The organism is Lyngbya sp. CCY1209 (assembly GCF_055795065.1).
The window spans coordinates 1-13,287 of record NZ_JAYFER010000526.1 but is presented as its reverse complement, the minus strand read 5'-3'; the positions used below and the strand labels follow the sequence as shown (position 1 = coordinate 13,287).

Genomic DNA, 13,287 nt, shown 5'->3' with positions numbered 1-13,287 from the left:
AAAGGGGGGCCGGGGGGGATCTTCACCTTTTTTGAACGGGAAAGATCCCCCATGATCCCCCTTCACAAGGGGGACTTGAATTGAATCCGTGTACCTCACTGAGTGGGAAATTGCCGTACTTTTGACTTTTGACTTTTGACTTTTGACTGGCGAAGACGCCGTTGCCGCCAGTGTCGCAGAACCCAGAAGCCGCCGACGTAACTCGCGATCGCCCCCGCCAGACCCACCACGGACGATCCGACCAGCAGCACGGTGGCAAATTCCGCCCCAAATTCGAGGATATCGCTAAATTGGGTCAGCGATCGCAGGTCGTCCCCGAGGGAGGACAACTGTTCGACTCCCAGCAGCCAGCGGCCCACTTGGAAGTTGAAAAAGTATAGGGGCAAATAGGTGAAGGGGTTGCTGATCCAGGTTCCCGCGATCGCCAGAAACTTGTGGCCCCGAAAAATTACGGCGATCGCCACACCCAGGAGGGTTTGAAACCCGAAAAACGGGAAAAATCCGGCGAACACCCCCGCCGCCAGACCCCGCGCCAAATATTCCGGGTGCCCCCGCAGGGTGATGAACCGCAGATACATCAGGCGAAACCAGCGTCGCCAGGACTCCCAGATTGTCTTTCGCTGTCGGGGTTCGGACAACCGATACACGGATTGATGTTCCTCCTTGTCGATCGATTTCTTATTGTATCGCACTGCCATTGGGGATTCGGACAATTAATTTGAAGTTAAAAGGCTGAGGATCGCGGCCCCATTTGCCCGACCTTAAATGTCCGACTTGTCGGGGGTATCATTCTGTACAAATGACCGGACGAAACGCCAGCTTTCGGGAAGGCGAAATCGACCCTTCAATCGGGCGATCGCGCGATCGGAAAAATGGCAATTTTTTGAACGAGTTGATATCAAATCGCCTTTCGGAAATTCGACACCCAGCCGAACGGCTCAATGCGACGATTGTATTTTGTAAAATCAAGTACGGCTTGGATGGTATAGTAGCAAAAATAATCGCGTTCGTCAACCGCCCTCGCCCGATCGCGGAAACGGCTAAAAACCCTACAGTTGACCGATTATCTCTTTCGGAATACGCCCCCGGTCAACCGTGTCGCGAGAACGGCTACAATCTTATACACTCTTTCATTCAAAACGCTCAATCCATGTCCAGTCCCCGCATCCACCCCGACACCATCGAGGAGGTCAAACAACGCGCCGACATTTACGATATCGTCTCGGAACGGGTCGTATTGAAGCGACAGGGAAAGGACTTCGCCGGTTTGTGTCCCTTCCACGAAGAAAAAACCCCCAGCTTCACCGTCAGTCCCACCAAACAGATGTACTACTGTTTCGGGTGCGGCGCCGGGGGAAATGCGATCAAATTTTTGATGGAGTTGGACAAATCCTCGTTTTCCGACGTGGTGTTGGAGTTGGCGCGGCGCTACCAGGTGCCGGTGAAAACCGAGTCCCCCGAACAACACGAGGAGTTTCAGCGCACCCTGTCGCTGCGGGAAAAGCTGTATGAAATTTTGGCGATCGCGGCCAGTTTTTACCAACACGCTCTCCGACAGTCCCAGGGGGAAGAGGCGTTGGAATATCTGAAATTTTCCCGCCGCATGGGAGAGAGTACGATCCGGGATTTTCAGTTGGGATACGCGCCGCCGGGGTGGGAGACGATTTACGGCTATTTGGTGGAACAGAAGCGCTTTCCGCTGGAATTGGTGGAACAGGCGGGGCTGATCGTCCCCCGCAAGGCGGGAAACGGCTATTACGATCGCTTCCGCGATCGCCTGATCATCCCCATCCGCGACATCCAGGGCCGGGTGATCGGGTTCGGGGGCCGTAGCCTCGGGGACGAAATGCCGAAGTATCTCAATTCCCCGGAAACCGAGTTATTTGACAAGGGAAAAACCCTGTTCGCGCTGGATCGGGCGAAAAATGCGATCGCCAAGCAGGATCGCGCCGTGGTGGTGGAGGGGTATTTTGACGCGATCGCCCTCCACGCCGCCGGGGTGGAAAACGTGGTGGCCGCTTTGGGAACTGCCCTCAGTTTGTATCAAATCCGGCAGCTACTCCGCTATACGGAATCGAAGGAAATCGTCCTCAATTTTGACGCGGACGCCGCCGGTACGAAAGCCACCGAACGAGCGATCGGGGAAATCGAAACCCTCGCCTATCGGGGGGAAGTCCAGTTGCGAATCCTGAACCTCCCCAACGGAAAAGATGCGGATGAATATCTCTATATCCACACCCGCCACGACTATCAAGATTTGCTCGAACAGGCCCCCCCATTTATCGACTGGCAAATCCGCCAAATTCTCGCCGGAAAGAAGCTGGAAACCGTGGCAGAATCTCAAAAAGTGGCGGGGGAAATGGTGGAGTTGCTCCGCAAAATCGAAGATGTCACCCAGCGCACGGCCTACATCCAAGCCGGCGCGGAAATTCTCAGCCAGGGTCAATCCCGCCTGGTGCCGATGCTGGCAGACAGCCTGCGAAAACAGATTCAGAAACCGCGATCGCAAAAACAAAAAGCATCCCCATCTCTGCCGGAAATTTCGCTGCCCGACAAGCGCGATCGCACCCTGCTGGAAAAAGCCGAAGCCCTGCTGCTGCGAATTTACCTCCACTGCCCGGAACATCGGACATCAATTGTCAACGCTTTGGACGAACAGGATTTGCAGTTTAGCCTGTTGATTCATCGATTTTTGTGGATAAAAATAAATGAGATCGAATCAAAAATTGACGATAAAAGATTTTTGCTGGATATTGATTTAATTTCGGAATTGCAAAACTTCGACTCCGAAAATAGTCCGGAAATCTCCCAAGTCTCCCATCTATTTAACTTGGATGAAAAGACCAAAAAGGACATCCACCGCGCCCCGTTAGCCATCCGTGCAGCCGTCGCCTGCATCGAATTGGTGATGTGCGAAAAACGCTACCTCCACTATTTGGAACTGTGGCAAAAGACCGACCTCACCCTCAATCCCGAACTCGCCCATTATTATCACCAACAAATATACGCAGAAAAACGGCGAATGAACGAATTGGAAGAACTCCGCCACGTCAAGTTCTCTGAATTGATATTTTAAGCAGTTATATGAAAAAAAGATGAGAATCTTATCAGATTCATTTAATTGTCAATTCATTATCGCTTGTTAACTTAGAGATTGGAGATGCTCATCTGTTGTTGTACAGCATTGTATAACATTTGACTGTAGTACGGATAATCTCCGTATTTCACGGTGACGGTTCCGGATCTGGAATAGTTCCCCTTGAATTTCGATTGTCCTCCACCTATCTTAAGAGGTAGAACAGATGAGTTGAAAGGGGTTCCGACTGACAGGATAAATCTTGAGAATGTTTTTATCTTAAAAGTCCCATTCCTGATTCGGATTGAAACCTTTGTATAGATCAGTGTAAACCCCTAATTTAGGAGTATCAGAAACAGCGAAATGAAGCCAAATTTGAGGCACTAATCACCGGGTATTCGGGACGGCTGGAACTGAAAAAAATCCGCTTTAAGCTTCCCACAATTACAAAAAGTTGATCTACCCATCGCCAGTCGTTATGCAAATTCATACCGGGGAAGTCAATGGCGGATCGAGACTGAAACAACAAGGAGTCATGTCATGTCACTGAAAACTATTATCCTATCTTCCTGCGCGATCGCCGGTGTCCTCGCCATCAATACTGCGGGGGTGATGGCTGCGGAGCCCAGTTCCCCGAATTTTGACCATCCATCCCCAACAATTTCTCAACTTGAGAGTCAATTGTCAGATGCGATCGCTCGGACAGCCGAATCTGATTCAGAACGGGTACAAACCGCCAGACCCCCCCGAGGTTAAATATGTGACTTAGGAACCCGGTTTCTGGAGAAACCGGGTTTCTTTGCGGCTGTCCCTCATTTAATGCCGTCACAAATATTGCGATCGGATTCAACCACCCGAGAATTGTATTTCAAATAATTTTCCAGTTTACCACAAGCTTGTTCGAGTAAATAAGGGACTTGATTGAAGTGGCTGTAATCCAACCGCCAAAAGACCATCCGATTATCCTGATCGGTGGCGACTAAAATTTTATCGTCGGGACTAAAATCCACCGACAGAACGGGTTGAGGCCCAACTTCCAAAGTTGTAATTAACTGACCGTAGCGATCCCACAGCTTGACCGTTCCATCTATACTTGCGGAAGCTAGAATCTCTCCGGTTGAATTGAAGACTAAGTCATAGACTCCTCGCTTGTGCCGTCCGATCGCCGTCATTTCAATCCCTTCCCAATTCGATGTTTTCCACAATTGGAGGGAACCGTCCCCGGTTGCCACAGCCAAAATTTCTCCATCCGGACTGAAGGAAACGGAGGAAAAAATTAGCCCCCCCCGAGACAGATCTCGAACCAAATTTCCTCGAATATCCCAAATTTTAATCGCATTGTCACCCACAGAGGCGATCGTCCGACCGTCCGGACTGAAACTGAGGTCGTTGATGGGGTCGGTATGTTCCGCGATCGTCCGTTGTAATCTCCCATTTCGATCCCACAATCGAATGATGCGATCGTCCGTCGCCGTTGCGATTAGTTGGCCGTTAGGACTGACGCTGACCGTCCACACGGGAGAGTCATGTGGCAGGGTTTTTAAGACTTCCCCCTGAGAATTCCATAGTTTTACGGTTTTGTCTGCACTCGCCGAGGCGATCAGTTGACCGTTCGGACTGACGCTGATATTATTGACCGTATCTCCATGGGCGTTAAACCTGAGTTTTAGATTCGGCAAAAATAAATGCCAAAGAATGGCACTATTGTCACTACTCACGGAGGCGATAAACTGACCCTGCGAACTAAATACCGCATTGTGAATCGTCTCATTCGGTTTAAAAACAAAGGGGAGATTTGACCGATCCCACAATCGGATCGAACCATCGACGCTGGCCGAAACTAGCATTTGACTCCGAGGCAAAAAATCAACCTGATTAACAATATTATTGTGGCCTCGCATTGTCGAAACTAAAGTCCCGTCATACGTCCATATTTTTATAGTTGTATCGTTACTTCCCGTCACGATGAACCGACTGTCCGAACTATAGCTAATGCTATTGACTGCCGCTTCATGTCCGCCGAGGGTTTGGTGTAATGTACCATCTCGCTTCCACAGTTTCGCCGTTCGATCGTGGCTCGCAGAAGCCAAAAACTGAGAGTCCGGACTAAAATCGATACTCCAAATTGCTTCCTCATGAGCTTTAAATTTTTGGATTAATTCACCGTCCCGGTTCCACAATCTGATCGTACCTTTGTCATCGGATGAAGCGATCAGTTGACCGTCCGGACTAAAATTGACACTCAAAATCGAGGTTTCATCTCCATTTAAAATTGCAATTTCCTTTCCATTGAGACTCCACAAACGAACCGTTCCATCTCGACTGGCAGAAGCCAACTGTTGGCTATCGGGACTAAAGCTGACCCATTTTACTTCATCAGTATGTCCTCGTAAAATACCGATCAATGTTCCATCTAATTTCCATAATTTAATCGTTCCATCTTGACCGGCGGAAGCAACAATCTGATTGTCTCGGTCTGAGTTTGGATTAAAAGCGACGGACCAAATCGTTCCTTCATCTCCTCTCCAACTCTTCTCCAACTGACCATCACGATTCCATAATTTGATCGTACCATCTTGACCTCCCGATACCATCCGCAGGCCGTCAGGACTACAACTGACACTCAAAACGCTGCCGGAATGTCCTTGGAGGCGATCGCGTTCCCGCAAGATATTTTCGACTTCCCAAAGGGAACCCGCCGTCCTCCGCTCGATTTCAGTTTTGGGATAATTTCGGAGGATATTTCCGGCTTCAATGGCGGTTATAGATGCTTTTAATTGATCTGATTCTCCTTGCAAAAATGCAAAATATTCATAATTTAATTTTGCCAGTTTTGTCTGCCTCTCCTGAAATCTTGTATTTTGCCAAAGAAACAATGATGCAATTGACAACAATCCCAGTCCGATACACAATCCAATCATGTTGACGAGGCGTTGTTTGATAATTTCAGCTTCGGCTTGCTCCCGCTTGCGTTTTTCTGCGTCGAGTTTTGCCACCAATTCGCTGCTGCGTTGTTCCCGGATGAAAGACACCAGATAATCGTGGACGAGTTGATAGCGTTCCTCGGGTATTTCCGGGAGCAAACACACCAATCCTGACTGCACGAAAATTTTCAGGACGGCATCTAAATTGTCGGATTCGGTATTTAAATAATTGGCCCAATTGGTCAGCTCTCGGCTCAAATCGTAGCGGGTTTTCAGGGGTCGATTATTATACTCGTCGGTGAGCAAATACAACACCAATTCTGCCAGGTCTTTATTTTCCGAGCCGCAGTCTTCGACGACCTCTTCCAAATAGCTCTCGACCAGCCGCCGGTTCGGCCCCTCCCGTTCGTATTTTTCCAAGGTTTTGATGTCCTTGGCGTAGAGTTGGGAACCGACCACCTGAAGCTCGATGGGACGGACTTCCGCCGCTTCTCCCGCCAGTTCTGCCACCAGGCGATCAATGAGTTTCGGATCTAAAATAAACTGCGTTTTGTCGGTCAAGCTTTGGATGACGGATTTGGCATCGTCCGGCAGGAAATTTCCCAGATAGTAAAGAATGTTTTTGTCTAAAATGTTGTCGTTGACGGACTCGAAATATTTCAACCGGTTACCTTCGAGCAAATGGTGCAAATAATCCTGTCTGAGAGACAAGACGATTTTGACGTAGGGGGTATTCAGACAGTCCCGAAGAAAGCGGTAAAATGTCTCCCGCTTTTTCGGTTCTTTGTGAGATACAAAAAACTCTTCAAATTGGTCAAAAACGAGGGCGATCATCAAATTTCTAGAATTGACAATTTCTCGAATTTGTGCCAAAATTTCCTCGGGGGTGTTGAGAAAGCCGGAATCCAGTTCACAGTTGTCCAATTCTTCCAAGGCAGAGGCGATCGCGCCGCTGAGACCGTGAATCCAATGGGTGTAAGTTTTCTGGTAAATCGGCAGAATTCGCCGCGTTTGAATCAGCGTGCTTTTGTGCTTGAGTTTGGGGAGCAACCCGGCTTGCAACAGGGAACTTTTCCCCACCCCGGACTGTCCGTAAACCACGGTCAATTTGTGCCGATCTTCCCCGAGGCGTTTGACCAACTTTTCGATATCGTCAAATCGTCCGGAGGCGCTGATTTCCAGGTTAACGATCGCCTCCTCTTCGCGTTTTGGATAGCCAGGATTATTGATGAATTGACTTTCTCGCAAAGACCCCGCGCCGATAAACGGCCGCAACCGAAACTGCTGTTCAATTTCCCGGCGATGTTGCTTGACGTGATAGGCTTTGAGATATTTTCCTAGGTGAAAGTAACTGTGGTGCAGCCGGTGGAGAATGTCAATATAGAGTTCCGGATCGTAGGCGGGTTTGGTCTTCTTTTTGGCTTTTTGCAACGTGATAGTCGCCTCCCGATGTCGCCCCAAACCCTGCTGCGATCGCCCCAGACACAGCAAATACCAGCCCCAATGGTAGGACTTCTCCCAATCCAAACGCCGCACGTCCTCGGCACTCACAAACCGGTGGGACTGGGAAAACTGCTCCCGGAGCATATCCAATGCTTTTTGAATAATTTCTCCGGCGGGTTTCCAATTGTTTCGCGCCAGTTCCACTTCCGCCAAAAAATGATGGGCTCGGGCTTCCCGAAATGCATTGGACTGCTGTCGATGCAGATCCAAAGCTCTGTTGGCGATCGCCTCCAACTCGTCCCACTCTTCCAAATACAGCAAAACCTCGCCGAGGGCGTTGATAAATTTTGCCACCAAATCGGGGCGATCGGCCGCCTCCAATTGTTCCAAACATTCCCGATAATAGTTTCTCGCATTCTGGCAGGCTTCCCACTTTTCTCCCCGGTGCATCATGGCGTAATAACGCCACCAGAACCCCAAATAAAACAAAACGTGGCCGCAACCCAACGGATTGCCCGCCCGCTGCCAATGGTGCCAACTTTTTTGATAATGTTCCAGGGCTTCTATCTTGGTATTGTCGGCGACCCGACCCAATACCAATTCCAAATTTCCTTCCAATTCCGGGTCCAGCGTCACCCCCCGCCGTTTCAACTCCTGTTGGGCGAATTCCAGTTCCGTCCGCAGGGGGGAACCGCTTTCCAATTGCAGGGTCGCCTCGTCCAAAAAAACCGCCGCGCCGCTGTTTAACAATTGTTCGGTGACGTGAGCGGTGGTGCGTTGCAGGAATTGAATTAACTCGTCCGTTTCCACTTCAAAATGGACGGTGGTCGCAAAACTGTGGAAATCCGGCACCGAGCGAATCATCATCGACATGAGGCGATCGCTCACCCACAAAATCAGGGGAAACTGGAAATTTCGGAACTCTTCCCGCATCTGATTGGTGGCTTTGAGGACATCTTCAAGATGGTTGACAGATTCCAAACCGAAGACCATCAAAGCTCGAGTTTCTTCACCTTCTAAGGCGTTTAAAATGGTCGTGTAGAGGGTTTTGACGGCAGTATCGAGGACGAGTTCTCGGACGGGAATGGGACACTGTTCGTGCAACTGTTTGACGATGGTTTCTCGGGTACAACGGTAGTTGCAGCGGGCCAAAATCAGCGAAAAATCGCCCTGCATCCGGGTGATGCTGCGGATCAGGGTTTTGAGTGCGTCTCGGTTGGTGCGTTCCCTATCGTCCATTCTGCGATGACCTCCCGACGGTCACTCCTGAGAGTTCCGCCCCGCTAATGTTGAATGTCCTCAAGTGCTGCACCCATTTCTCTTTCGCCGATGCGTCCGATCGCCGGTCTGAATCTAACTTCAACTCCGGGCGAATTGCTCATAACCGATACCTGATAGCTATAAATAGGAACAACAACCCTCGCCCATGCACCCGGTCTGTTTTCTAGTATCGCCGATGGGACCTCAATTCCGGGAATTCCCCTAGGCGATCGCGTCCAACTCCTCCGTCACCACCCGCCGCAAAATTTCCGTCACTTCCGCCGCCATGCGGGCGTCGAGCCGGACCGATTCCTGATTATAATCCTCGAAGTCGGCGATCGGGATGCCGCCCCGCAGGGTCATCGCCAACGTTCGCAGTCGGGCGGGTTGTCCCGTCTGCGTCGGGAGGCGATCGCCGAACTGCACGAACACCATGTAGGTCGTCTCGATCGCCTGCCGGAGTTGGCTCGGGCCGTGGCCCAATTTCGACAAAATCACGGGGGCGAAAATCGCCTCCTCCAACCCCAACGTCTCCAACGCCACATCCACAAATCTCGCCGTATCCCGTCCCAACCCCGCGATGACGGCTTTGAGGCCGTCCCAGTTCACCCCCGGCAATCGGGCGTCGGGGTCGAGGTGGTAGTGCCACCCCACCATCGACACGATCCGGGTCAGGTCGTAGGCGGACAGAAGATTCTCCCCCCGGGGCGTTTCCTCCGCCGCCGATAGTAGGATTTGTTGCAGCCTTTCATCGGCCAGTTGCGGATTTTGAATGAAGGCCTCTTCGCCGTAATCCCCCCGAAATTCCAAACTTTGATTGCCGGTAATGTCGATCAGCCACCGTTCCAACTCCGATCGCCGTGCGAAGCGTTTGAACGTGGCCGCCAGAGCGTTGGAACTGCCGATCTTTTTCTCGTAGCTGACGATATCCGCGATCGCCTCCACAAAGGAAAATTCCCGCCCCTCCTCGTCCGGATCTCGCACCCGCCAATCTTCCACCTTCGAGTCCGGAAACAAACCGTTGACCCGCCCCAAAACGTTGAGAACCGGGATAATTTTCGTCGAACTCCAAAACTGGGTGTTGCGGAGGGCATTTTTCCCCATCCAGACGGTTTCGATGCGATCGTCGTCTCGGAAGCGACCCAAACAGATGCACGCTTCCTGAATGTCCCCATGGAGAAAATCCAAGCGGGTCGTATTAATTTTGGGCAGTTCCCCCCGGCGGGGATAGGGGCCAAATGTCATCGGTTTTTGTTGCAGGTGGATCGGGTAGTTTTCGATTTCGGTTCGGTAGGGGGAATTCTCGACACCCCGATCCAAAAATGCCAGTCGGATGGCACTCGCCTCCTCGTCCCGTTCGGTCTGGAGAAATTTTTCAAAAACGGCCGCCCGGTCTTTGGCCCGTTCCAGCAATACTTTATTCATTGATTTTAGCGCCCGAAGGTGCGATCTCAACCCCCATCAGCATACCGCTCTTGTGCCCAAGGTTCTCCCCGGGTATGATAGCCGTTGCGTTCCCAAAATCCCAGTTCCTCCTCACTCAGAAACTCCAGACCGTTGATCCATTTGGCACTTTTCCAGGCGTAGAGGTGGGGGACTACCAGCCGCATCGGGCCGCCGTGTTCCGCCGGCAAGGGTTCGCCGGACAGGGTGTGGGCGAAGAAATTTTGCGATCGCGCGAAATCTTCCATCGAGATGTTGGTCGTATACCCCCCGTAGCAGTGTTCCATGACGTGAACCGCTTTCGGATCGACCTCGATACAATTCAGAAAATCCGTGACCGTGACCCCCCGCCACTTCACATCCAATTTGGACCAGCGGGTGACGCAGTGAAAATCTGCGGTCAACTCCCGTTGGGGCATTTCCATAAAATCCGACCAGGTAAAGGTCTTGGGTGCGGCCAGTCCCCACACCTTCAATTCCCAGTCCCGGGTGTCGATCTGCGGCGTTTCCCCGTAGGTGAGCACCGGAAACCCCTTCGCCAAATACTGGCCCGGGGGGACGCGATCGCTCAGTTCCTCGTCTGGCTTCTGGAAAAATTTCCCCAGCATTCTCAACTCTTCCGTGGCAATAATAAAGATTGGGAGTCGGCGGAGATTGACCCAATCCCACACCCGACACCCCAATTATTGTATGGCACAACCGGAGCCTTGAGGATGGAACTCGCACCGTTCTCCAACTCGTCTTGAGTTCCGGGGGTCACGAATCGATCCCCCTCGCCAAAATCCGTATTTTGCTGTATAACCATCTAGTAGTGTTAAGAAATCGAAACAATGTTACCCCATTTTTTGATTCCCCTTGCGATCGCCTGCGTATCGACTTGGATCAGCCTCAGCAACGCCATGAGTTGGATCGACGAGCTCCCCCGCCTGCTCGCCGGAGTGATCGGAACCGTTTCCTCGATGTGGTTTTTCGTCGTCACCCCCTGGCCCGTCAAACTGAGCCTGATCGTCGGACTGTTGATTTTCGGCAACTTTGTTCTGCGGGACGAAATTACGATAAGATGAGTCACCGATCCGGAATCCATCCGATCGCCCGACCGCATCTCACCCGACACTGAATCTGTGCAACGGTACTTCCCATCCCCAACAGTTTTTCGCCCCACCCAACTGATGGGGGGTTTGATTGCCACCCTCACAACGATCGTCACCGTCGGATGTGATGCCCCGACCCGACAACTCGCCCCCCTCGAAACAGGCGATCGCGGCATGGTCGTCTCGGCCGATCCCCTCGCCAGCGAAGCGGGGGTGGAAATGCTCCGAAAAGGCGGAAATGCGATCGATGCGGCCGTCGCCACCACCTTCGCCATCTCCGTCGTCGAACCCTTTTCCGCCGGCATCGGCGGGGGAGGGTTTTTGTTGGCGGGATTTCCCGACCCGGCCCGGGAAGATTATCAAATTCAAGCCCTGGACTTCCGGGAACGGGCACCGAAAGCGGCCTCTCGGGATATGTACCTGGACGAAAACGGCGAAGTCATCGAACGGGCCAGTTTGGACGGACATTTAGCCGCCGGAGTCCCCGGAACGGTCGCCGGACTGTTCACCGTCCACAAATATTATGGACAGTTGCCCTGGGAAACGGTGGTCGCCCCCGCGATACAATTGGCGGAAACCGGCTTTCCCGTGAGCGAATATTTCGTGCGATCACTGGAACGACGCCGGGACGTTATTACAGCCAACCCGGCGGCGAGGGCGATTTTTACCCGCGACGGCCAGATGTACGAACCGGGGGAAATTTTAATCCAAGCCGATCTCGCCGATACCCTGAAAACTATCGCCGCCGATCCCCGAAGTTTCTACACCGGGGAAATTGCCACAGCGATCGCGGCGGATATGGCGGAAAATGGCGGGTTGATAACCCTCGCCGATCTGGAAGCCTACACCCCCATCTGGCGGAATCCCCTCTGCGGCAATTTCCGACAATTCCAGATCTGTGCCATGCCGCCCCCCTCCTCCGGCGGCGTCCACCTGCTGCAAATCCTCAATTTGATCGAACCTTACGACCTGAAAAGTTGGGGGCGACAAGACCCCGACACCCTCCACCTGCTGGCGGAATCCATGCGGATCGCCTACGCCGATCGCGCCGAATATCTCGGCGACCCGGATTTCGTGGCGGTTCCGGTGCGATCGCTCGTCAGCGGGGGTTACGCCGATATCCGGCGATCGCAAATCGACCGGGAACGGGCCACCCCTTCCGACGAAATTCCACCCGCCGCCCGAGATATCCTGAACCGCCACATCTGGGAATCCCCGGAAACCAGCCATCTGACGGTCGTTGACGGCGATCGCAATGTCGTCAGCCTCACCTTCACCGTCAACGGCGGCTTCGGCGCGGGGGTGGTAGCCGCGGGCACCGGCATTTTGCTCAACAACGAGATGGACGATTTTTCCGTCGCCCCCGGCGTCCCCAACCTGTACGGTTTGGTGGGGGGTGAGGCGAATGCGATCGCACCCCGAAAAACCCCCCTCTCCAGCATGACGCCGGCGATCGTCACCGAGGGCGATCGATTGATAATGGCGGCGGGTTCCCCCGGCGGAAGTACCATCATCACCACGGTATTGCAGACGGTGTTGAATGTGTTGGAATTCGATATGACGGTCGCCGAAGCCGTTTCCGAACCCCGCATCCACCACCAGTGGCTTCCCGATCGCTTGTTGGTGGACTCGACCACCCCCCCGGCGACGGTTGAAGCGTTGCGGCGGCGGGGACACGAAATTGTCAAACGGGACGGATGGGGAAATGTAAATGCGATCGTCGTGACACCGGACGGCCAATTGCAGGGGGCAGCCGATCCCCGCCGAGACGGTGCGGCAGTCGGATTTTAAATTGGGTGTGGGGTGTGGGGTAAAATTTGTTCGGCGATCGCAACCGTAGGGGCAGTGCCTCCGCGCCTGCCTTCCTATAAATCTCGGAAAATCCCGACTCCCTACTCCCTATTCCCTATTCCCGACTCCCGACTCCCTATTCCCTATTCCCTATTCCCTATTCCCTATTCCCTGTTCCCTATTCCCTATTCCCTATTCCCTATTCCCTATTCCCTATTCCCTATTCCCTACACCCTACACCCTACACCCTACACCCTTC

At 52.6% G+C, this 13,287-nt stretch carries 8 protein-coding genes; 4 read left to right on the top strand and 4 right to left on the bottom strand.

Translation table 11 applies throughout. From position 1 onward, the window contains the following. Positions 1-95 precede the first annotated feature (95 nt). On the bottom strand, positions 96-698 hold the full coding sequence (locus tag AC0QHF_RS17545; RefSeq protein ID WP_324705527.1) for a DUF2062 domain-containing protein: 603 nt from the start codon (positions 696-698) through the stop codon (positions 96-98). Positions 699-1,150: 452 nt separating this feature from the next. On the opposite strand from AC0QHF_RS17545, the gene dnaG reads away from it, so the two are divergent. Next, entirely contained in the window at positions 1,151-3,076 is a 1,926-nt protein-coding gene (gene dnaG / locus AC0QHF_RS17540; RefSeq protein ID WP_324705529.1) for a DNA primase, read from the top strand. Positions 3,077-3,616: 540 nt separating this feature from the next. Beyond that, the gene (locus AC0QHF_RS17535) at positions 3,617-3,832 is read left to right on the top strand and encodes a hypothetical protein (protein ID WP_324705526.1); all 216 of its coding nucleotides are present in this window, start codon (positions 3,617-3,619) and stop codon (positions 3,830-3,832) included. Between the two features lie 56 nt (positions 3,833-3,888). Here the strand turns inward: AC0QHF_RS17535 and AC0QHF_RS17530 are convergent, their stop codons facing one another. The 3 genes from AC0QHF_RS17530 to AC0QHF_RS17520 form a co-directional block, all read right to left on the bottom strand. Next, the gene (locus AC0QHF_RS17530) at positions 3,889-8,682 is read right to left on the bottom strand and encodes an nSTAND1 domain-containing NTPase (protein WP_324705525.1); all 4,794 of its coding nucleotides are present in this window, start codon (positions 8,680-8,682) and stop codon (positions 3,889-3,891) included. Positions 8,683-8,925: 243 nt separating this feature from the next. Further along, positions 8,926-10,128: a hypothetical protein gene (locus AC0QHF_RS17525; RefSeq protein ID WP_324705524.1), complete on the bottom strand. Its 1,203-nt coding sequence runs from the start codon at positions 10,126-10,128 to the stop codon at positions 8,926-8,928. A 26-nt stretch (positions 10,129-10,154) separates the two neighbouring features. Continuing rightward, on the bottom strand, positions 10,155-10,754 hold the full coding sequence (locus AC0QHF_RS17520; protein ID WP_324705523.1) for a sulfite oxidase-like oxidoreductase: 600 nt from the start codon (positions 10,752-10,754) through the stop codon (positions 10,155-10,157). Between the two features lie 222 nt (positions 10,755-10,976). Here AC0QHF_RS17520 and AC0QHF_RS17515 point away from each other — a divergent pair, with 222 nt between their 5' ends. Both AC0QHF_RS17515 and ggt read left to right on the top strand, forming a co-directional pair. Further along, positions 10,977-11,210 (top strand): hypothetical protein, encoded by a 234-nt coding sequence (locus AC0QHF_RS17515; protein WP_324705522.1) that lies wholly within the window; start codon positions 10,977-10,979, stop codon positions 11,208-11,210. 105 nt (positions 11,211-11,315) lie between these two features. Next, entirely contained in the window at positions 11,316-13,028 is a 1,713-nt protein-coding gene (gene ggt, locus AC0QHF_RS17510) for a gamma-glutamyltransferase (protein WP_324705528.1), read from the top strand. Positions 13,029-13,287: the final 259 nt, after the last annotated feature.